The organism is Butyricimonas sp. Marseille-P3923 (assembly GCF_900184685.1).
GTDB lineage: Bacteria > Bacteroidota > Bacteroidia > Bacteroidales > Marinifilaceae > Butyricimonas > Butyricimonas muris.
In genome coordinates this window covers 1,655,571-1,677,111 of record NZ_FXXL01000007.1, presented here as the reverse complement: position 1 = coordinate 1,677,111, position 21,541 = coordinate 1,655,571, and the positions used below count along the sequence as shown (strand labels likewise).

The following is a 21,541-nucleotide window of genomic DNA, read 5'->3' as shown; positions in this document are numbered from 1 at the left end:
ATGTAGCCCAATGAAGAAATTATTAATATTATTATTGTTTATTCCATTGCTTTCATGTAATGATTGGTTGACGGTTGAGCCGGAAGATTCGGTGACTTTCGTTAATTATTTCAAGAACGAGAGTGAAGTTGAAGCGATGTATAATGGCATCTTGGCTTCCATGAAGTCGGTTTGTATGGGAACTCAACCCTATTTTTATATTTCGATTGATGCGGATAATGTCGGGATGTATTACGAGGGATTCCGCACGTTGGATCCATTTACTTATTTGGATGACGAGAGCATGGTGTTGGATATAGAGTGGGGGGAATTTTATAACGTGATTTACTTGGCAAATGTGATGCTGGAAAACGAATACCGCTTTGAAAATATTTCAAAAGAGCGCACGGAGTTTTGGTTAGGGCAAGCTCATTTCGCTAAAGCTCTTGCTTATTTTCGGTTAGCTCAAATCTGGGGGGATGCTCCTATTGCCAAAAGTTCGGAATCCATTGAACCGGAAGGTAAGAAAACGGCGTTGGAAGTTTTGAACGAAGCGTTGAGAGAGGCAAAATTGGCTTTGACGCTTCCTACTCATGATAAATTGATTAATGCTAACGGGAGTAAGATTACTTCCAAGCAATACGCGAGTCTTGGAACGGTAAATACGTTATTGGCGAATATTTATGCTTGGTTAGGAGGCTTGACTCATGAAAGAGAGTACTGGGAGGAAGCGGAACGGTATGCGTCGGAAGTGATTGACGGTAAATGCGGTGTGTACGAGTTGGAGAGCATGGATGGTTTGATTTCAAACGTGTTCGGTGCGAATCGGAATAGCAGGGAAACGATTTTTTGTATTGATAATGATCCTTTGGATGTTGATCGCAAATGGTGGTCTGAATTGAAGACCGAGTTGCCGGGGCAGATGTTGATGAGTTATCCTTACACGACGACAGATGAAGCGGCGATTGCTAATATTGTAAATGATAGTTGGGATGAATATGTAAAGATTACCGTGGAGACGGTTAAAAGCATTTATCCGGAAGAGGTGGATGCCCGTCGGAGAGAATTCTGGTTCGAGTTGGGAGAATTGACTTATCCCGTGTATGAGTATGATGAGGAAACTGAGGAAGAGATCGAGGTGGGACGTGAGGTAACCCCTTATGCGCATATTGCCAAGTGGAGGGACGTGATTAAGCAGACGAGTGAGGAGGTGACATCGTGGGCCGGTGAAGTCGTTATCGCAACGGATGGCGATTGGGTCATTTGGCGATTGGCCGATTTGATCTTGTTGAGAGCGGAGTGTCGCGTGAATCTGGAGATGGCAACGGCTGTAAATGATTTAAATACGGTTCGATATCGTGCGGAGTTGGGAGATTACACGGGTTCCAAAGATAAAGAATCTTTGCGTCGGGAAATTTTTGATGAGCGAAGACGCGAGCTTTTCGGTGAAGGGCAATATTATTTCGATATCGTTCGTAACGGTTATTGGAAAGAGGTGTTGTATGGTAATTTCACGACTCTAACAGATCAAGATGTGAAAAATGGAGCGTTGTACGCACCGGTTGGCGTGGGTGCGTTTACTAAAAATACGTTGATGACTCAAAATACTTATTGGCAATGGCAAAATTAATATATTTATTAAAAGGGGTTGCATTGATCATGTTATTGGGATCGTGCACGAAGTGGAATTATCATGAAGGCGAGTTGGCGAATGGTGTTCATGATTGTTCGATGTGGGAATATTTACATACACAACCTTGGGATTGGGATTCCACGATTATTATGATTGAACATGCCGGATTGAAAGATTTGTTCGAAGGAAAAGGTGAGCACGAGCAAATAACTTTTTTGGGTGTGACTAATTACAGTATCCGTTTGTATATGATAGAAAATGGATATGAAAAAGTGACCGATATTCCGGTGGAATTTTGTCAAAATACACTTTCTAAGTTGATTATACCTCAACGTGTTATGCTAGCAGATGTGCCCCGGGGAAAGAGGGATGAGTATACGGGAGAGGAGAGTGACGGTATCGAGTATCGAACGCTGGGAGGACGCTTGTTCATGTGGACTTATCAACAACCTTTCGAGGGAGTGCCGGATATGGGTGAAATTTCTTTACATTTTTTCGCTCGTGGGGGAACGGCGGTTAATAGGATTTATTCGACTGATATACAAACGAATAATGGCGTTGTTCAGGCTTTGGGGTATAGTTTTCAGTTTAAGTACATTTAAAATGAATAGAGATGATAAGAGGACTATTATATTTTGTCATGTTGTTCATGGCGTTGGCATTCATGAGGTGTAGCGATGTTGCTGTTGGTTTTTTGTTCACGGATGATGCATCTTATACGCAAGATACGTTGAGAATTACTCGTTTCTCGAACCTTGATGAAGAGGATATTGATGTGACAATCCCATGGGTGACTTCCCAAGTAGAGCAACTTTTGGGTACAGAACCATTGACTTATTCACTTGCAGGAGTGAAGAGTTCTAATGGACAGGAGGCTGCAGAGGATTTTACCAAATATCTGACTGTGATCGGTGGTGGACGGATGTATGTTGATGCAAAAGTCGATTCGCCCGAGGGGTGTTACACGGTTTCGTTGAAAGTTGAAAATGAAGGTCATTCGGCTATTCTGACGGATATATTCACGTTCGTGTTGGAATAGTTTTAACAAAATAGGAGAGAGAAGATTGTCTTCTTTCTCCTTCTAAATATTTAATAGCAATGAGATATATAAAATTTAGTTTGGTGATCCTGTTTTTAGGATTGCTTGGGACGGTTTCTGCCCAAATTACTTTTTTCGAGGGGACATTTGAGGACGCTATGGCGAAAGCTAAAAAGGAGAAGAAAGAGCTTTTTGTCGATTTTTATGCCGATTGGTGTCAACCGTGTAAATTGATGGCAAGTGAGGTTTTTACTTTGCCGGAAGTGGGGGAGTATTTCAATAAAAACTTTGTATCTATTCAGATGAATGTGGAGGCTCCGGAGAATAAGACGATCGTGCAGAAGTATAAAGTGGAAGTACTTCCCACGCTGTTGTTTATAAACGGGAAAGGAGAAGTAGTCCGCACGATTAACGGGGTGATGGAGCCGGGGGCTTTGTTACACGAGGCAAAAGTCGTACGAGGTGATGCTTTGAGTTTTGAGAAGTTGTACGAGAAAGTAAAGAAAGAGAAAAAAAATCTGGATTTGCGACAAGAGTTGCTTTTGCAGGCTCCTGTATTTATAGGTACTCAAGAAGGGTATAATCGTGAAAAATGGGTTGTACGTATAGAGTCCCTTTTTGACGAGTACGTGAATAGCAAGAAACTGGAGAATATGGCAAACGAGGAGGATTTTTCTTTGTTGGTGATGTTCCATGCCAAGAAGGCGAAGAATGATTTTATTTTTGACGGGTTGGTGGCGAATTATGAGCAATATGTAGAAAAAGTTGGTAAAAGTGAGGTGGATAATTATATTATAGCGTTATTTAATGGGTATATTATATCTCTTTGCCGGGAGGGAAAGTCTGAGTATAAGCAGGAGTTAGAGCGATTGAACGGGGATTTGAATGTTGTTTACGGGAGCATCCCGTTTGGAAAGTTGTCGGCGTTCGAGGCGATTAATTTGTTGGCAGACGGGTATTATAATTTGAACCGGAAAAATACGGATGTTTTTTTCGAGAAGATGAATCAATATTTTGATGGGGCGGATACTGTTTTAACCGTGAACAATTACACGATGCCTGTTGAGGATTTGTTTACACTTTATCAAGGACGTTTACCGGAAGGCGCTTACCCACGGGTAATACCATGGTTGGAGAGAGCGTTGGCTTTCCCTTCGATAACCCCGCAGTTGAAAACCCGGGTGTTGTGTATTTTAGCGGATTGTTATAAAGAAACCGGGGATTTGTCAAAGGCAAAGCAATGTTTTAATCAGGCATTTATCGTGAGTGCGGAAATTGATAACGAGCAGATGAGATTGCAGTTACAGAAAATGATCCAGAGTAGATTGAATACATTATGAAGTGCGTAATAGTATTATTTTTGTTCCTTTCATGTTCTTGGGCTTTTGCTTTAGCCCAAGACAGTTCTTCTGTGTTTCGTCATGGAAAGTTGGGAAACGGGTTGACTTATTATATACGCCACACGGGAACGCAACCCGGATGTGCTGATTTTTATCTGATACAGAATGTCGGTTCGTTGATGGAAGAGGAGGAGCAGAACGGGTTGGCACATGTGCTGGAGCATATGGCTTTTCACGCCACGGAAAGTTTTCCCGATGGAGTTCCTGCTTTTTTGAAACGTAACGGAATTGCACTTTTTAATGCCAAGACGGGGTACGATGAAACGGTGTATAATATAAAGAATGTCCCTACGGCTTCCTCGGGATTGCTTGATTCGTGCGTGTTAGTATTGCGGGATTGGTCGGGTTTTTTGACGTTGAAACCGGAAGATATGGATCAGGAACGTAAGGTGATTCGGGAGGAGCGCCGCACGAGAATGACTGTGAGCAAAAGAGTGCAGAAAATGTCCGATCCTTATATGTACAATGGAAGTAAATACGCAACACATGATATTATCGGTTCGGTGGATGTTGTACAGAATTTTACACCGGAGAAGTTGAAGGAGTATTATAAGGATTTTTATCGTCCGGATTTGCAGGCGGTGGTGATACTGGGAGATATTGACGTGAGCGGGATGGAGGCTGAAGTGAAGCGGTTGTTTAATCCTATTCCGAAAAGGAAGAACCCGAAAACTCGTGTCGTTTACGGGATAGAGGATAATGATGAACCTTTGTACGCGAAGTTGATAGACAAGGAAATTCCCAATAATTCGGTGATGCTGGTGAAGCGGATTCGGAAAGAGGCGGAGAGTACATTGGAAGCGATGTCGCGAGAGAGGTTGTTGCGTGATTTTTACAATCGGATTATGCGTGGTGCTCTTGCCGAGTACTTGCAGGTTGGGGATTCCTATATTTTAAATGCCGGTGTCGGTGTTTTTAATATGCAACGGAATTATGACGGGCTGAATATCGCCTTGACATCGTTGCCCGGGAAAGAGAAAGAGGCTTTACGGCAACTTTTGGACCAGATGGAATATGTACATCGCTTGGGTTTCACGGATGAGGTGTTGAAGCCTGCATTCGAGAGTTACCGGAGAGAAGTAAAGGCAAGCATGAATCAGGAGAATAATATCCCTAATGATGTGTTTCTTCAGATTTATAAAGATCATTTTTTGCTTGGGAAGCCGCTGTGCAGTGTGGATGAAAAATTGGCAGCCTTATCGGGGGTTCTTGATACGCTGTCGGCTAAAACTTTTCAAGCATGGATATCCAAGTGGGATGATGGTAAAAATTGGGTTTTCCTGATGCAAGGTAGCGATTCCACGTATACTTTCCCGAGTGTGGCGGAGATAAAGGGAATGATTGCCCAATCCCGTTCGCTTGAAATGGAAGAGAATCGAGTTGAATTGCAGGTGATGGATGGCAATACCGAGTTGGTTGATTTTGAAATTCAAGGCGGACGAGTTGTAAAAGAGAGGAAATTGAAGGATTTGGATGCGGAAGAGTGGGTTTTGAATAATGGGGCAAAAGTGTATTATAAATATACAGACGGGGATAGGGGAACTTTTAACCTATTGGCTGGAAGTGTCGGCGGGCGTTCTTTGCTGGCGGCAGAGGATTTGCCTTCGGCGGACGCTTTGTCCGCGTTAGTTTTAGAGTCCGGTTTGTACAAGTATGATATGCAGACGCTAAAATATTTGATGAAGGATCGCACGGTAAATATGAACGTGTCTTTGGATGAACGTGCTGAAAGTATTAGTGTTTCGGCGGTATTGAAAGATGCTGATTTCGCTTTTCAGTTGTTTTATTTGGCAATGGAGCACCCGAGATTCGACCGGATAGTTTTTGATCGCTTTGTAACGGTTGGTCAAATGACTCAGTCTAACGCTCGTCGAACTATGAATGATACGATCCGAGAGGTGCTTGGTGCAATCCGGCGAGTGGAATCACCGCGTCTTTGGAAAAAGGATTCGGTTTACTATGCCGCAATGGATTATGACCGAATGATTCGGATTTATCAAGATCGTTTCCGGGATGCATCCGATTTCGTATTTTATCTGGTGGGAGATATCAAACGGGAAGAGGCTCAAGAATTAGTGGCTAAATACATCGGGGCACTCCCGTCTATTTACCGGAAAGAGAAAGCGGTGGATTATAATTATAATCGTCTGGGGAATATTACCGAGGACGTGGAGGTTGATATGCCCGATGAAAAATATATGGTAAGTATAGAGTTTCAGAATACATTAAAAACTCGTCCGATAGATGAAGTGTGTATGCATGTACTGAAATTGTATTTCCAATATTCGTTGCAGGATAAAATCCGGGGTGAGCAAGGGGCTGCTTATGGTGTTCAGGTTTTAGGAGGAACGACGACTTCTCCCCATTGTTTGCAAGAATTATTTATCCGCTTTGCGACTTCATTGGATAAAGGACCGCAGATGAGGGCACTTGTTCATGAACAGGTGCGGGAATTTCTGGAAAAAGGACTGTCGGAAGAAGCTGTGGAAGATTTTGTTCTAGCTATAAAGAAGGAGAAGAAGGCTGCGGATGATGCCGTTTATAACACGATTGCTTTCTGGACGGAGAATCTTCAATTTTATAATAAAACAGGGAAAAGAATGGATTCACCTTATTATTTTGAATCGTTTATTGATAGAATAAAAGCTAAAGATGTGTTGTCTTTTGCCCGTAAGTTTTTTGGTAGTGCACAGTGTGTTGATTTAGTCATTAAGTCGAGAAAGTGAGTAGAGAGGTCGCCCGGGTACGTTTTTTCCGTTCGGGCGGCATTCTTTATTTGTTTTTTAAATGTTTCCGGAGAAATTTCAATCCCCTGCTTTTTTGTACTTTTACCGTGTTTATGCTGATTCCTAATTTTGCGGCAATCTCTTTGCCGGATAGTCCGGCGATACTCAGTTCTATGATTCTTTTTTGCATGGGTGGCAGTTTTTCTATATACGCGTGCAAATGTCTGATGATTTCGACTTGAACGGTTTTGAGTAAGAAATCCAGCGGAAACTCTTCCGGGTAGTGTTCTTGTTTCATTTTGTTTAAAATATGGTATTGATTTCTCTTGTCACGAATGAAAATCAGTGAATTACGATATGTTGACTTGTAGAGATAACTTAATAATTCCCGAGAGGTCGGGAATCGGGTATCTGTATACCATATATTAATGAAGAGGTCTTGTACAATATCTTTTGCGTCGTCAAAGTTGTTGACGATTGTTTCCGAATAGGTACATAACGCTTTGTAACAGATGGTATAGAGTTGTTTCCAACTCTTTTCTTCCCTGTTATTTATCCCCTCTAAAATCAAATCAAGTTCTTCCATCACAAATTTGTCGCATCCGATAAAAGAATGTACTATACCACGGAAGTGGAAAGGTCATTCTTGTGCATAATAAATTTAGATATAATGATTCGGGAAAGAGTGGCTTATTTGGAGTATTTTCCGACGGGAACGTGGTATTGTTCGTAACCTTATGGGGGATGGTTCTGGCTATCGTAACTTTATATGTTCGCCTTCGGCGAGTTGCAGGTTACAAGTTGCATTTGCCTTCGGCAAGTTGCAGGTTGCTTCTCTGACGTTTAAGCCTTGAAACCTGTAACTCGCCGAAGGCGATTTAGAGTTTATTTCTTTATTGCTTTTTGTAAAGCGTGTACCAGAGGTTCCACGCTTAGAGGGCTACCCGTGGCTTGGATCATCCATTCGTTCGGGGTGAGGCGTCCCAAGCGATAGATGCGGTCTACTTCTTGGGCAAAGTTTTTGCCGTTAAGATAGTCTTCCAATTGAAATTCGATGATTTGTCCGAAAGCGTAGGCGGATAGATACAGCGGGTAGCTGATCATGTGCGAATAGATTGCCAGTACGGTTTCGTCTTTTTTACCGAAGACGGGAGCGTAATATTTATTCCATATCTCTTTTGATAGCGTGATTGTGGCTTCTTTGAGTTGTTCCGCCGTGGCGTCGGGATGGGCGTACATCCATTCCCACACGGAGATGTCGAGCATGGAAACACCCATGATCTCGTACAGGCTCCAGAACTTGTCGAGGATGTCCAGTTTGTCTTTCTCCGGATCGTTGTTCTCGATGCCGAGAAGTTGTAAATCCCGTTTCTGGAATACGAAAGCGAGGGCTTCCGTGAAAGCCGTGTTGGGGACTCCTGCCATCATGAAATTGTCCACGTTATACATGGAGATCGTTTGCTCCACGTTATGCCCGAACTCGTGTACGGCGATGTTGTATCCCTTGTAGTTCATTCCCTCGGAAGGAATACGGGTGCGGAGATGGGATTGTTGACCTTTCATGGCGGCTCCCCACGCGTGACCGGAGCCGCGGGCTGCATCCACGGCAATCTTGTCGCATATCTCGTTCGCCCGCTCCGGGGTAAAGCCCAAATGGATTAACAGAGAGGGAAGTCCTGCCTTGAATGCCCCGGCATCGGGATACAGTTTTTGTATTTGCGCGTCCAGTTTGGTTTCATCCAGATTGCTGCGGGGTTTAAAACCGTCGTACCATATATCATAGGCTTCCAACTTTCTTCCCAAACGTTTGGAGATAATTTTGCCGACCTCTTTTAATTCCGGGGAGGTGAGAAATTGATTGAACAGAGCTTTCACGTCTTCCACGGAAACCTCCATTTCTCCGGAGAATTTACGGTCGATAAAGTTCTTTCCGGCGTAAGGATCGATGGCTTGCATGGCGTGGAAGTTATTCAACATCCGTTGGTAACGTTCCGTGTCTTCCGGTGTCCCGGTGGCGGATTGTCCGTTTTGAGCGAGAGTGTTCGTGTAAGGATTCCAGTCGTAAGCACCGGAATTGATCACTTGTGTCGGGATTTCTTGGGATATGATACGCTTCATTACCTCGTACACCGTACGTTGTTTGTCCAGTCCCTCTTTTCCTTTGTTGTAATTGGCTTTGATTTCATCCCGTAAATTCCAGTGGGTAAGCAGTATTTTGTCTTCCGGGAATAGTTTTTGCCCCTTGGGATTCAACACGTGTCCCATGTAGATGTTATAGCTGGAAATATAGACGTCGGCGTCGCTTTCCGCTTTGGCTCCTGCTTGCAGTAGTTCGGCGGGTACTCTCTCCGTGAACACGTCACCCAGACGGGCGTATGCCCATGCCGTGCGGTCTGTACCCAGTTTCTCCTTGTCCTGCAAGGGAACTTCCGGGAAGTTGAGGGCGATGATGAACCCGATCTTGTTGTTGTAAAAATCGTTGATGAGGTGTGCCCCCGGACTGTATGCCCCGAACATGGGGTCTATGTCATGAAGAGGGCCGTTATCTTGGTGCAGGTTCAACTGCAACTGGAGCGATATCTCGTTGAAATGTCCCCAGAGGGCTTCAAAATAATGACTTACTTTTTGGAATACTTGTTCCTTTTCCGCCGCGGTAGTGATGTAGTTATTCACGCAAAACTTTTGAAATTCTGTATCCGTCCCGTCTTGCGTCTGCCAAAGGTGCGCCGCTTGACGCACTCCGGCTTCGATGAGAGTTTTATCGGTACCGCCTTTGGTTTGAATGGCGTTGATCGTGGCTTGTATTGTTTTCTCCGGAATCTCGGCTTTTGCGATAAGTCCTGTAAATAAACATACCAATAATAAAGAGTGTTTCATGATAATGGGTTTATAAGGTTTGTAAAGTTTATAAGGTTCATAAAGTGTTTTTCTTGACTTTATAAACTTTAGCTCCCGCAAGGGATACTTTATGAACTTTATAAACTAAGAGAGGCTGTCATAAACAGCCTCTCGTCTGGTTTATTGATTTAGTAGTTGGAAATATACAATATCTTCCCACCCGTTACCCCGGCGCAGCCAGTTTTTGCGGTAACCGGTTTGCACGAAACCGAGTTTCTCGAATAGTTTCCGGCTGCCGATGTTGCCACTAGGCACGCTACTGTATATCTGATTCAGTCCCAGCGTTTCGAAACAGTAGTCTATCATCAGGCGGATAGCAGAAGTAGCGAATCCTTGTTTTTGGTTTTCGCTGTCGTGAATCATGATACCGATACCTGCACGTTGGTGATAAGGATCGAAGTCGTAAAGATCGACTAATCCTACACGTGTTTGAGGTTCAATCCGTTCCACCATCAAGCGCAATTGCTTGGTGGTATAGATATCCAGATGGCACGTTTCAATGTATTTTTTTAACGTGAATATAGAGAATGGGGTGAGTGTATCACTGACTTCCCATAAATCCATATCGTTCTCCCACTTGTACAAGTATTCCAAGTCCTCCGGTTCGAGGGCTCTCAAGCGAATAGTGTCATCCTTTACCATAGTTGTTGTATAATTTTCGTGTATAAGTTCATTTTATCGCTTCCAAATATAGCAATTTCCCGCTTTGGTTGTTGTTAAATCAAGGAATAAATTAAAAAATATTACCTTTGTCAGGTTAAGAATCAAGAATTGTAATAGCTCGTAGTTCATGTATAATTTATTATCTATCGTGGGAGCGACCGCAACGGGGAAAACAGCTTTGGCTGTACGGTTGGCGGCGGAATTGAAGGGTGAAATCATATCGGCGGATTCCCGGCAGATTTACCGGGGAATGGATATCGGTACGGGGAAGGATTTGGGAGAATATGTTTACGAGGGGCAGCCGGTGCCTTTCCATCTGATTGATATCGCGGATGCGGGTTTCCGTTTTAATCTTTTCATGTACCAGCAGGAATTTCTGAAGGTGTGGAATGATTGTCGGAGTCGGGGAGTGTTTCCCGTGATGTGCGGGGGAAGCGGCTTGTACGTGGAGTCGATATTGAAAGCGTATCGCATGACTCCGGTTCCGGAGAATCCGGAATTACGGGCACGTTTGTCCGGGAAGTCTTTACCGGAGTTGGCAGAATTATTGGCGTCTTATCGCGATCTGCATAACACGACGGATACTGATACCGCCAAACGGGCTATCCGGGCTATAGAGATCGCGGAGTATTATAAAACACATGAACCGGTGAAAGGCGAGTTCCCCGAAATTCAATCGCTGGTTGTTGGGGTGTTGTTCGACCGGGAAAGTCGCCGTCAACGAATCACGGAGCGGCTGCACGCGCGTTTGCAATCCGGCATGGTGGAGGAAGTGAAAGGATTACTGGATAGCGGTATTAAACCGGAGGATTTGATTTATTACGGTTTGGAATACAAATATCTCACTCTTTATCTTACCGGAGAATTGAGTTATGACGATATGGTGGAGCAATTGAATATCGCTATTCACCAATTTGCCAAACGCCAGATGACTTGGTTTCGCAAGATGGAACGCGACGGTTTTGATATTAAATGGCTCGACGGCAATATGCCGCTTGACGAGAAAGTCGGGCAGGTGATGGAGTGGATGAATCAGTGCCCGTCGCAACCGCAATGGTGATCATGGTGGTGATGGTCGTCATTCTCGTCCTCTTCTTCATCGTCGTGGCGAAGTAGTTCTTCGAGGTGCAGGAGCGTGTCTTCCAGCAGGAAATTCTTGTTTTCATCGCTGTTTGCTTGGAGGCGTTTGATGGCGATATGTATTTTTTCTTCGGGGATTTTACCTCCTAGATTTTCGATTACGGTGGAGGCTTCCAGTGCCGTGATAAAGTCTTCGTTTAATAACATGTCCACGAATACATCAAGGTATTCAGAGAAATCAATGGCGGATTCCCAACAAATACGCAGGAGGTTTGCTTTCCCCGACTCGCTTGTCGTGTTGATAAGTTTGTCCATCAAAATGGTTTTGAAGTCGGAATCTTTCACGTCTGAAAGTAATGACGTGATGTTTGTTATTACGGTTGTATCTTGACTGCGTAATAGAATATCCAGCAATTCCGACGCGATAGAGATATCGCCTTCTTGTTTGATTTGCTCGATGGCACTTTTCACGACTTCCATGTCGCTATCTGCCAACTGCTTTAGTATATCTTGTTTGTTTTCCATGTTGTCCTTATATATAAAAATGTATCCGATACCCGAAAGTATCGGATACAAATATAAGGATCATTTACGGGATTTCTTCGCTCTGGGGTGGAAATTTGTAACCGTGTCCCGGGTGAAGTTGTTATCCAAATGCGTGTAAATTTCTGTTGTTAAAATAGATTCGTGTCCCAACATATCCTGCACCGTACGAATATCCGCACCGCCGTTCACGAGGTGGGATGCAAACGAGTGACGGAAGGTATGGGGAGATACGACCTTGCTCAATCCTGCACGGCGAGCCGTTTCTTTGATGATATTGAAGATCATCACACGGGAGAGGGCTTTCCCCATCTTGTTCAAGAATAGAATGTCCTCGTGTCCTCTCGCTTTTTTCATTTTATCCCGGTCTTTCTTCAGATAGCAACGAATCTCGTCTTTAGCTCTTGCTCCCAGCGGAACAATCCGTTCCTTGTTGCCTTTTCCCTCGATTTTGATGTATCCGGTGCGGAAATTGATTTGGGAGAGTTTCAAATTCACGAGTTCGGATACTCGCAAGCCGCAAGAATAAAGAGTTTCCAGAATTGCTTTATTGCGTTGACCTTCTTGTTTGTTCATGTCGATACTGTCGATCATCGCTTCGATTTCCTCAACGCTTAGTATGCTTGGAAGCGAACGTCCGATTTTCGGGGAGTCCAAAGAAGTTGCCGGGTTAAGTCCGATAGCCCCGTCGTACAGCAAGTATTTGAAGAAAGATTTTATACTCGAAATACTTCGCGCTTGCGTGCGAGGGGTAACCCCGGTATCTTTCAATACCATGAGAAATTCGTTCAATACATTATAAGACGCCTCTTTTGGATCTAATGGAGGAGTCAATTTTTCGCAATAAGCTGCTAACTTTCTGATGTCGTTCAGATAGGCCTCTACCGAATTTGGAGATAGCGATTTTTCTAAGACCAAATATGTCCGAAAACTATCTATCGTTTCGTTCCAAGTCATGTTTAACCGTGTTACAATATAAATAATACAAATTCTAATTCACCACTTTCACCTATATAAAGAGAACTATATAAGTTTTCGCCAGCTAAAGATAGAAGTTTTTTTCGTGACTTGTAACACTTTTGTCGAGTTTAACGTAAAAAAAATCCATGAAGGCTTTTGTAATAAAAATTTAATTGCCGAAATGCGGCACGCGGAATCCCCGTTTGTCGTTTTTTTGTTAATTTTGCGAAAGATTAAAAACAAATGTTATGAAGGTATTGATTTTAAATGGACCGAATCTCAATTTGTTGGGTGTCAGAGAAAAAAGTGTTTATGGAGAAACTTCTTTCGATGATTATCTGGCGGGGTTGAGAGAGTTTTACAAGATGGTTGAGATCGATTATTACCAGTCTAACGTGGAGGGGGAGTTGATTAATAAAATTCATGAGGTGGGCTTCGCGTGTGACGGTATTATTCTCAATGCAGGGGCTTACACGCATACTTCGATAGCTATCGCGGACGCTATTTCGGCTATTTCATGCCCCGTGATCGAGGTGCATATCTCGAATACGGCGAAACGGGAGCCTTTCCGGCACGTTTCTTACTTGACGGCTGTTTGCCGGGGGGTGATTGCCGGATTCGGTTTGAAATCTTACGAGTTGGCGTTGCAGGCTTTATTGGACGAATGATTTTTTAGATTTATAATATAGAATATGAAGAAGACAAAGATTGTGGCTACCATATCCGACAAGAGATGTGATGTGGGGTTTTTGGAGAGTTTATACCGCGCAGGCATGAATGTCGTGCGGTTGAATACCGCTCACCAAGATATCGAGCAGGCGTTGAAGGTAGTGGAAAACGTTCGGAAAGTTTCTGACGATATAGCCATATTGATCGATACGAAGGGACCGGAAGTACGCACCATGTTGATGGACGAACCCATGCACGTGGACCGGGGAGAAACGGTTTACCTGACCGGTGATCCGGAGTTGAAGATGGAAGGTAAATTAATTCATGTTTCCTACCCGTATTTCGCGGAAGATATAAAGGTGGGGGACAAGGTGCTGATTGACGACGGGGACGTGGAACTTGTGGTCGTGGAAAAACATCACCATAGTTTACAGATGATGGCGACGAACGAGGCTATAATCAAGAACCGGAAAAGCGTGAACGTGCCGGGGGCTTCGTTGAAATTACAATCTTTAAGTGATAAAGACCGGGCTTTTATTGATTTCGCGGTGGATAATCATTTGGATTTTATCGCCCACTCTTTCGTGCGCAACAAGGAAGACGTGATGGCTGTACAAGCGATACTGGATGCCCGTGACAGTAAAATCAAGGTGATTGCCAAAATAGAGAATCAGGACGGAGTGGATAATATAGACGAGATTCTGGATTATGCCTACGGGGTAATGGTTGCCCGCGGGGATTTGGGAATCGAGATCGAGGCGGAGAAGATACCGAAGATTCAGCGATATATCGTGAAGAAGTGTATCGAGAGCAAGAAACCTGTGATTATCGCCACGCAGATGTTGCACACGATGATCGAGCATCCCAGACCTACGCGGGCGGAGATCAGTGATATCGCCAACGCTGTCTATATGGGTACCGATGCTATCATGTTGAGCGGTGAAACGGCTTACGGGGCATACCCGGTGGAGGCGGTAACCGTGATGCGGGAAGTGGCGGAGGAGAACGAGGGTACTGTGCCGCCGGATGCCGGGAGGAGTCTGGTACGTATCAATAATGAGATTACCGCGGCGTTAGCCCGTTCTGCCGTGAAAACGGCTTTGATGCTGCCCATTAAGGCTATCGTGGTGGATACTTTGTCCGGTCGTACGGCACGTTACCTGTCGGCTTTCCGGAGTGATCTGCCCGTGTATGCCCGTTGCTATAACGAGCGGGTGATGCGGGAATTGGCATTGTCTTTCGGTATATATCCTTATTACACGGAAAAACCGATGTCCCGTGATGAGTTTATGAACGACCTTCCCGAAATGTTGATGAAGCAGGGTATCAAGGACGACGATTATGTCGTGGTTGTCGGCGGTAGTTTCGGACGGGGAAAGGGAGCTTCGTTTATTGAAGTTTGTAAGATTGGAGAAATAAGATAAGACAAAAAGAGAGCCGACTTAAAAAAGCCGGCTCTCTTTTTGTCTTATTTCTTTTCTTTCAGTATATCTCTGATTTCGGTTAGTAATGTTTCTTCTTTCGTGGGGGCGGGAGGTGCCGCGGGGGCTTCTTCTTTCTTTGTCCGTAAATTATTCATGAACTTGATAGCGATAAAGATGGAGAAAGCGATGATCAAAAAATCGAGCGTTGTCTGTATAAAATTACCATAATTAACGGTGACAGCCTCGATCATTTTCCCGGTCGCCTCGTCCGTGTGGGCGTGTTTTAGCACGATGTGCAGGTTCGTGAAGTTAATACCGCCGATCAACATACCCACGAGAGGCATGATGATATCACTGACAAGAGAGGATACAATTTTTCCGAAAGCACCACCGATAATGATACCGACTGCCATATCCACCACGTTCCCTTTCAGGGCAAATGCTTTGAATTCATCCAAGAGTTTCATATTACGATATTTTTTTGGTTATATAATTTGTGTATTTGAACGGTTAAACTTTCAAAATGTTGTAAAACTACATGAATTATTTTTATCTGCGTAGAAATGAAGGGAGAATTTTGCATTATTATTGTAATTTTGTGAGGGTAAAAATGGATGTAATGGAAGAGAAAAATAGGGAAAAGCAAATATATAGGGTCACTATTGTCGGTTCGATAGCGAATTTTGGGCTTTTGGTTTTCAAGTTCGTGGCAGGGATACTCGGGAAGAGTAGCGCCATGATTGCCGATGCCGTGCATTCCCTTTCCGATTTCATCACGGATATTATTGTTTTGGTATTTGTCAAAGTTTCTGCCAAACCGAAAGATACCGGACACGATTACGGGCACGGGAAGTATGAAACGCTTGCCACGGCAATCATCGGTTTGGTGCTGTTAATGGTCGGGACGGGGATTTTCTGGAGTGGATTAAGCAAGATTATTGCCGTTTCAAAAGGTGAGGAGATCGGGAGTCCCGATATGATCGCTTTCATCGCGGCAATTGTTTCAATCGTGGTAAAGGAGGTGCTTTATCGCTATACCGTGATTGCGGGGCGGCGGGTGCAGAGTCAGGCGGTGGTGGCCAACGCGTGGCATCATCGTTCGGATGCTTTCTCTTCGATCGGTACGGCTTTAGGTATTGCCGGGGCTATCTTTCTGGGGAAGGATTGGCATATTCTTGACCCGATAGCGGCGGTGATCGTGAGTGTTTTTATCGTGAAAGTATCCATCCAATTGCTGATTCCCTGTATGAATGATCTGCTGGAACGTTCGTTACCGGAGGAAGTCGAGAAAGAAATTATTACTATTATAAATAAAGATCCACAGGTGAAAGATCCGCACAATTTGCGTACTCGTCGTATCGGTAACGATTTTGCAATCGAGGTGCATATCCGGGTGCTGCCGGATATGACGGTTCGGGAGGCGCACGTGGTGGCCACGGGCATCGAGAACCGTTTGCGTGAAAGGTACGGGAAGCGTACTCATGTGGCGGTACACGTGGAACCTGTGAAAAATGGAAAGATTGAAGAATGAGAAGAATCGTGTGGTGGTATGTCGCGGTGTGTTGCGTGGCGGTATTATTCGGGGCTTGTAAGGAGGAACAGAAAAGCAAACGCCCCTTCGTGTATTTCACAAATTATCAGCGTACTTTTAATGATCTGAATGATCGGCATCTGTCCTCTGCAAAACGCTTGGGGATAACTCCCTTGACTTCATCGGGGGAGTTGAGTAAAGCCGACAGGACGCTGAAAGAGATAAAGACTTGTAGCTTGTTCAAAGTCGACAAGCTCACGCACTCTGAGCCTTATCTGGTGCCGGAGGCTTGTGAGTTGCTGGGAACGATAGCCCGTAATTTTAAAGATTCGCTTTACCAAAAGGGCTTGCCTGCGCATAGTATTGTCGTGACCAGCGTGTTGCGCACGGGTTCGAGCGTGAAGAATTTGCGGAAAAAGAACATTAACGCCAGTGCCAACTCTGCCCACGTGTACGGTACCACGTTTGATATCGCGTACGCCCGTTTTGAAAAGGACGGACGAAAAGATGCCCCCGGGGATAAATTGAAGAGCGTGCTGGCAGACGTGTTGCAGGATTTGCGCTTGCAGAAGAAATGCTACGTCCGTTACGAGTATAAGCAGGGGTGTTTCCATATCACGGTACGATGAGGTTTGAATGTTAATATTACTTATTTCTGCATTAAGACAGTCACACGATCTTTGAAAATTTCGTATGACTTCTGTTTATAAAAGGAAGTGTATGAAAAAGAGTCTTGTTGCTTTGGCATTCGGAACCTTAGGGTTGGGTATTGCCGAGTTCGTGATGATGGGAATATTGCCCGATATCGCCGCCGATATGCATATTAGCATCGCTACTGCCGGTCATTTGATATCCGCGTACGCGTTAGGTGTTTGTGTGGGTGCGCCCGTGCTGATACTGGCACGGAAATATCCGTTGAAACATATATTACTGGGATTGGTGGTAATGATTATGCTGGGAAATACTTGCGCGGCCTTGGCTCCTAATTATTGGGTGATGTTGTTTGCCCGCTTTCTGTCCGGGTTGCCTCATGGGGCTTATTTCGGGGTGGCTTCTATCGTGGCGGAGAAACTTGCCGACAAGGGGAGAGGCTCGGAAGCGGTTTCTATCATGATCGCGGGTATGACCATTGCGAATCTGTTCGGGGTTCCTCTCGGAACGGCGTTGAGTGCATCCATTTCATGGCGGTTGACGTTCGGGCTTGTCGGTTTTTGGGGAATACTTATTTTGTACTTTATATGGCGCTGGGTGCCGCAAGTGGAAGGTGTACCGGATACCGGGCTGCGGGGACAATTCCGTTTTCTGAAAACTACCGCCCCTTGGTTACTGTTGGGAGCGACGTTGTTAGGCAACGGTGGTACTTTCGCGTGGTATAGTTATGTCACCCCTCTCTTGACACACGAGGCGGGCTTCCCCGCTCACACGATTACATTTCTGATGATATTGGCAGGATTTGGCATGGTCATCGGGAATCTCACGGGCGGGCGACTTGCCGACCGCTACACGCCGGGAAGGGTGGCTGCCGTCGCGCAGGGCACGATTGGGTTAAGTTTGCTGTTGATCTTTTTCTTTGCCGGGATGTCATGGGTGACGGTGATACTCATGTGCGTGTGTACGGCTTGTTTGTTTGCCGTGTCCAGTCCGCAACAGGTATTGCTGATTCGTTACTCGAAAGGAGGCGAGATGTTGGGTGCTGCCAGCGCGCAAGTCGCTTTCAACTTGGGAAACGCCATCGGGGCATACGCCGGGGGCTTGCCGTTGCAGGCAGGACTCGATTATCGCTATCCCGCTTTGGTCGGGGTTCCTTTTGCCGTGGTCGGTTGTCTTCTTCTCGTGATATTCTCCCGGAAATTCGAGCGGCATTCTTGAATGTTATATTATCTTTGTGGGATAATATAAATCACGGAATATGAAAGTAGGAATTATTCGTTGTCAGCAGACGGAGGATCTTTGTCCCGCCACCACTTGTATCAAGTGTGCTTCGGGAGGAAAATTGGCGTTCGAGGGTGTAGGGCCTTCCGAGATCGTGGGTATCGTATCTTGTGGCGGTTGTCCCGGTAAACGGGCGGTGAGTCGCGCGAAGATGTTGGTTGACAGGGGGGCTGAGGTGATCGCTTTGGCGTCATGTATTTTTAAAGGAACACCCATCGGGTTCCCGTGTCCCCATGCTGCGCAGATGAAAGCGGCTATCGCGCAGAAGGTGGGGGAGAACATTCAAGTGCTGGATTACACGCATTGAGAATGAGCTCCGCGGCACTCAAGCGTTGACTTTCCATGTCCCTATATTCCGTTCGGTAGCAATAAATTCCACACCCACTTTCACGAGTTCACGTCCGTCGGCAGAGTAAGGAATAAGATACCCCCGGTCGTCTATTTGCGCGAGGGCTTCCTCTACCGTGCCATCGAGTTTGAACTCGAACACGTAAATATATTTTGGCGTTTTCACCACGGCGTCCGCCCGTCCCTTGGCACTCCGTACTTCTGCATCGGTGAATTGTCCCATTAACTTGAACACGAGGTAGAACACTACTTGGTAATGTCGTTCCGTCCGCTCGTTCAACTCGTAAGGGAAGTCCGCGAAGAATGCACGTAAGCGGGTCATGAAGGCATCGACTTGCCCTTTTTCCAATTCCTGCACGAACTTGCCTATGTGAAACCCTTTTTCTTCGTCCGGTATAGACGTGTAATATGGCACGAGGAAGTTTATGAAACCATATCTTACCTCTTCGTTGGGGAACGCGAGTCTGTATTCATGAAAACGTTCGTCGTAATCCTTTATCGTCAGGTATCCGCTTTGGTACACGAGTGGGATGGGATTATTCATGTTCACCCGGTATTCCGTGAATGCCGATTCCGGTACATTTACCCCATCAATTAATTCCCGGATGTCGAAATCACTTTTTTTCAGTAACTCCACGAGGAATGTCGGAGTGCCCGTGTGAAACCAATAATTGCCGTATTCCAGTTTGCTGAAACAACTCAACACGCTGAACGGGTTGAACATTCCGGCTCCTCGCGGGTGGAAGTGATATCCGTCATACTGGGCTTCCATTTTCGCCAGTGCTTCTGCCGGGGAAAGATTGTTCCTTTCGGCGAGAGCCTTGATTTCCGGTTGGAAATCCCGTTCTAGTTCTTCTTTGGTGATACCGCAAATAGAGGAATACGCGTAGTCCATGCTAATATCGTTCAACTGGTTGAGATCGCTGAACACGCTCTCTTGGGCGAATTTTGTCACCCCGGTGAGGAACACGAACCGCAAGTAGCGATCGGCACTCTTGAGTACCCCGTAAAACGCTTTCAGCGTATCGCGGTAATATTCCAGCAACGGCATATTTCCTAGAGCCTGTAAAAGAGGCTTGTCATATTCGTCGACGAGCACGACCACCCCTCGTCCCGTCTGTTCGCATGCCCGGCGGATTACTCCGGCGAAACGACGGGAAAGAGTCGTTTCATCCTCTCCTTTCCCATGCACGGATTCCCACTGTGTTAGGTGGTTACTTAGCATAGCGTCTAACGCTTCCGGTCGGTCGTATTTCTCTGCATTCAAGTCGAGATGTAGCACGGGATGCACGTTCCACTCGTTTTCCAGTTGTTCTGCCGCTAGTCCTTCGAATAACTCTCTTTTCCCCTCGAAATATGCCTCGAACGTTGACAATAAAAGGCTTTTCCCGAAACGCCGCGGGCGGCTCAAGAAGCAAGGGGCGCTCTTTGCCGCGATTTGCCACATTAGCGCCGTTTTGTCAACGTACAAGAAGTTCTCTCTTCGTATTTTCTCGAATGTCTGTATCCCCACGGGGAGTTTTCTCATTAGGTTCACGTCCATGTTATACTGTTTCGCATCTACACAAAGGTAGGAATAACAATTGAAAATTGAAAATGAAAAGATTCACGAGGCAAGACTATATTTCAATAAAGGGGGAAAAGTCAATTTCTTCTACAAACACCCTCCCCCCTTCCGGGCTCATTTGGCTGCGAAGCAGACGGAGGAGTTTTTAGAAGAAAAGACTTTTAACACATTCTCGCCGGAGTACTGCACAAGGGAAGTAGAGGGAGTGTTTTGGGTGTTATTTCTTCTCTTGTAGTGCTTCTTGTAATAATTTTACTTTTTCTTGTTCGGCTTTCAACATACGTTCGTAAAGTTCAATAACCTTATCTATCGGGTTGAAAGTATATTGATTTAAAGCTGTTTTTAAAGTAGAGGTATCATTGCTTGTGAATGTGTTTGCAACAATATTAACAACAGCCTCGTCTGTTGTATTTTTTATAGCTTCTACCGGAATCTTCAGAATTTCTGCAACTTTATTCAAAGTTTCATCGTCAATTTCTTCCTTCTGTTCCAATTTCGATACAGCTTGCTGAGTCATGTTTAATTCTAAAGCAAGTGTTTCCTGTTTTATTCCGAGAATATCCCTGTATCGTTTGATATTCTTCCCTTGGTGTGCTTTCGGCATAGTGATCGTATTGGTATCCATATTTAAAGTATAAAATTATTAACAAAATTGCAGATTGTAAAGATACAAATCTATTTTATTTTACAACTATCGGGTTGTATTTTACAACGGTTGATTGTTAAATACTCTCCTAATTCTTCCCTTCTTTGCCATAAAATCAATCTTATGCAAAGTAACGGAAAAAAGAAGATTAAGCCAAAAATTCGGGCAAGGACTTTCATTGATATTGAAGCAATTTAGATTTTGTCCTCTTTATCAATTTAAAATCTTTATTCACGATGGATTACTACAAAAGTGAAATAGCTTATTTGGTTTCTTTAATAATGCAACTTAAAGCTTGTGCGCCACAAAGCGTGATAGACAGACTAGGTATTCAAAAAGCAGAGAAATACCTTGACCGACCGGAGATTGCAGATTGGGATTGGGAAGATGAAACCTCGGAAAACCAATTTCTTTTTCTGACCTTTCTACAAGTCAATATTTGTATTTGCGAGATGGCTTTAGAACAGTTCAAAGATTGATGGTCTACATTTTGATCCGATGTA

General features: G+C 44.7%; 21 protein-coding genes. 13 read left to right on the top strand and 8 right to left on the bottom strand.

Features of this window, described 5'->3' with window-relative positions; translation table 11 throughout:
* Nucleotides 1-10 precede the first annotated feature (10 nt).
* The 5 genes from CS948_RS18405 to CS948_RS18385 are packed head-to-tail and all read left to right on the top strand — an operon-like array spanning nucleotide 11 to nucleotide 6,777.
* Nucleotides 11-1,609, top strand: coding sequence for a RagB/SusD family nutrient uptake outer membrane protein (locus CS948_RS18405; protein WP_099293499.1), 1,599 nt, complete (start codon nucleotides 11-13; stop codon nucleotides 1,607-1,609).
* Complete coding sequence (locus CS948_RS18400; protein ID WP_099293497.1) at nucleotides 1,597-2,214, top strand: hypothetical protein; 618 nt, start codon at nucleotides 1,597-1,599, stop codon at nucleotides 2,212-2,214. Before CS948_RS18405 ends, CS948_RS18400 begins: the two co-directional genes overlap by 13 nt.
* A gap of 11 nt (nucleotides 2,215-2,225) precedes the next feature.
* Complete coding sequence (locus CS948_RS18395) at nucleotides 2,226-2,651, top strand: hypothetical protein (protein ID WP_141560993.1); 426 nt, start codon at nucleotides 2,226-2,228, stop codon at nucleotides 2,649-2,651.
* A 59-nt stretch (nucleotides 2,652-2,710) separates the two neighbouring features.
* Nucleotides 2,711-3,991 (top strand): thioredoxin fold domain-containing protein, encoded by a 1,281-nt coding sequence (locus CS948_RS18390; RefSeq protein ID WP_099293493.1) that lies wholly within the window; start codon nucleotides 2,711-2,713, stop codon nucleotides 3,989-3,991.
* A complete protein-coding gene (locus tag CS948_RS18385; RefSeq protein ID WP_099293491.1) occupies nucleotides 3,988-6,777 on the top strand; it encodes a pitrilysin family protein in 2,790 nt (929 codons plus the stop codon). Before CS948_RS18390 ends, CS948_RS18385 begins: the two co-directional genes overlap by 4 nt.
* A gap of 46 nt (nucleotides 6,778-6,823) precedes the next feature.
* On the opposite strand, the gene CS948_RS18380 is transcribed toward CS948_RS18385, so the two are convergent.
* The 3 genes from CS948_RS18380 to CS948_RS18370 form a co-directional block, all read right to left on the bottom strand.
* Nucleotides 6,824-7,363, bottom strand: a complete 540-nt coding sequence (locus CS948_RS18380; RefSeq protein ID WP_099293489.1) for an RNA polymerase sigma factor — start codon at nucleotides 7,361-7,363, stop codon at nucleotides 6,824-6,826.
* 299 nt (nucleotides 7,364-7,662) lie between these two features.
* The gene (locus tag CS948_RS18375) at nucleotides 7,663-9,654 is read right to left on the bottom strand and encodes a hypothetical protein (RefSeq protein WP_099293487.1); all 1,992 of its coding nucleotides are present in this window, start codon (nucleotides 9,652-9,654) and stop codon (nucleotides 7,663-7,665) included.
* Nucleotides 9,655-9,795: 141 nt separating this feature from the next.
* Nucleotides 9,796-10,317: a GNAT family N-acetyltransferase gene (locus tag CS948_RS18370; protein WP_099293485.1), complete on the bottom strand. Its 522-nt coding sequence runs from the start codon at nucleotides 10,315-10,317 to the stop codon at nucleotides 9,796-9,798.
* Between the two features lie 148 nt (nucleotides 10,318-10,465).
* Between CS948_RS18370 and miaA the strand changes: the two genes are divergently transcribed.
* Nucleotides 10,466-11,398, top strand: a complete 933-nt coding sequence (miaA, locus tag CS948_RS18365; RefSeq protein ID WP_099293483.1) for a tRNA (adenosine(37)-N6)-dimethylallyltransferase MiaA — start codon at nucleotides 10,466-10,468, stop codon at nucleotides 11,396-11,398.
* Here miaA and CS948_RS18360 read toward each other — a convergent pair.
* On the bottom strand, nucleotides 11,371-11,943 hold the full coding sequence (locus CS948_RS18360) for a hypothetical protein (RefSeq protein ID WP_141560992.1): 573 nt from the start codon (nucleotides 11,941-11,943) through the stop codon (nucleotides 11,371-11,373). The two genes, miaA and CS948_RS18360, sit on opposite strands and share 28 nt — an antisense overlap.
* A 60-nt stretch (nucleotides 11,944-12,003) precedes the next feature.
* Nucleotides 12,004-12,918, bottom strand: a complete 915-nt coding sequence (gene xerD, locus CS948_RS18355; protein ID WP_099293479.1) for a site-specific tyrosine recombinase XerD — start codon at nucleotides 12,916-12,918, stop codon at nucleotides 12,004-12,006.
* A gap of 251 nt (nucleotides 12,919-13,169) precedes the next feature.
* Between xerD and aroQ the strand changes: the two genes are divergently transcribed.
* Both aroQ and pyk read left to right on the top strand, forming a co-directional pair.
* Nucleotides 13,170-13,589 (top strand): type II 3-dehydroquinate dehydratase, encoded by a 420-nt coding sequence (gene aroQ / locus CS948_RS18350; protein ID WP_099293477.1) that lies wholly within the window; start codon nucleotides 13,170-13,172, stop codon nucleotides 13,587-13,589.
* Nucleotides 13,590-13,613: 24 nt separating this feature from the next.
* A complete protein-coding gene (pyk, locus tag CS948_RS18345) occupies nucleotides 13,614-15,014 on the top strand; it encodes a pyruvate kinase (RefSeq protein ID WP_099293475.1) in 1,401 nt (466 codons plus the stop codon).
* A gap of 44 nt (nucleotides 15,015-15,058) precedes the next feature.
* On the opposite strand, the gene mscL is transcribed toward pyk, so the two are convergent.
* Nucleotides 15,059-15,481: a large-conductance mechanosensitive channel protein MscL gene (gene mscL / locus CS948_RS18340; protein ID WP_099293473.1), complete on the bottom strand. Its 423-nt coding sequence runs from the start codon at nucleotides 15,479-15,481 to the stop codon at nucleotides 15,059-15,061.
* Between the two features lie 143 nt (nucleotides 15,482-15,624).
* On the opposite strand from mscL, the gene CS948_RS18335 reads away from it, so the two are divergent.
* The 4 genes from CS948_RS18335 (at nucleotide 15,625) to CS948_RS18320 (ending at nucleotide 18,784) form a co-directional block, all read left to right on the top strand.
* Nucleotides 15,625-16,545 carry a cation diffusion facilitator family transporter gene (locus CS948_RS18335; protein WP_176555122.1) on the top strand — a complete coding sequence of 307 codons (921 nt, stop codon included), beginning with the start codon at nucleotides 15,625-15,627 and terminating at the stop codon, nucleotides 16,543-16,545.
* Entirely contained in the window at nucleotides 16,542-17,174 is a 633-nt protein-coding gene (locus CS948_RS18330) for a DUF5715 family protein (RefSeq protein ID WP_099293469.1), read from the top strand. Before CS948_RS18335 ends, CS948_RS18330 begins: the two co-directional genes overlap by 4 nt.
* A gap of 91 nt (nucleotides 17,175-17,265) precedes the next feature.
* The gene (gene araJ, locus CS948_RS18325) at nucleotides 17,266-18,414 is read left to right on the top strand and encodes an MFS transporter AraJ (RefSeq protein ID WP_099293467.1); all 1,149 of its coding nucleotides are present in this window, start codon (nucleotides 17,266-17,268) and stop codon (nucleotides 18,412-18,414) included.
* 40 nt (nucleotides 18,415-18,454) lie between these two features.
* Complete coding sequence (locus CS948_RS18320; RefSeq protein WP_099293465.1) at nucleotides 18,455-18,784, top strand: CGGC domain-containing protein; 330 nt, start codon at nucleotides 18,455-18,457, stop codon at nucleotides 18,782-18,784.
* An 18-nt stretch (nucleotides 18,785-18,802) separates the two neighbouring features.
* Here CS948_RS18320 and CS948_RS18315 read toward each other — a convergent pair whose 3' ends face one another.
* Entirely contained in the window at nucleotides 18,803-20,368 is a 1,566-nt protein-coding gene (locus CS948_RS18315) for an ATP-binding protein (protein WP_099293463.1), read from the bottom strand.
* 241 nt (nucleotides 20,369-20,609) lie between these two features.
* Nucleotides 20,610-21,017 (bottom strand): helix-turn-helix domain-containing protein, encoded by a 408-nt coding sequence (locus tag CS948_RS18305; protein WP_099293459.1) that lies wholly within the window; start codon nucleotides 21,015-21,017, stop codon nucleotides 20,610-20,612.
* Nucleotides 21,018-21,274: 257 nt separating this feature from the next.
* Between CS948_RS18305 and CS948_RS18300 the strand changes: the two genes are divergently transcribed.
* Nucleotides 21,275-21,517: a hypothetical protein gene (locus CS948_RS18300; protein ID WP_099293457.1), complete on the top strand. Its 243-nt coding sequence runs from the start codon at nucleotides 21,275-21,277 to the stop codon at nucleotides 21,515-21,517.
* Nucleotides 21,518-21,541 lie beyond the last annotated feature (24 nt).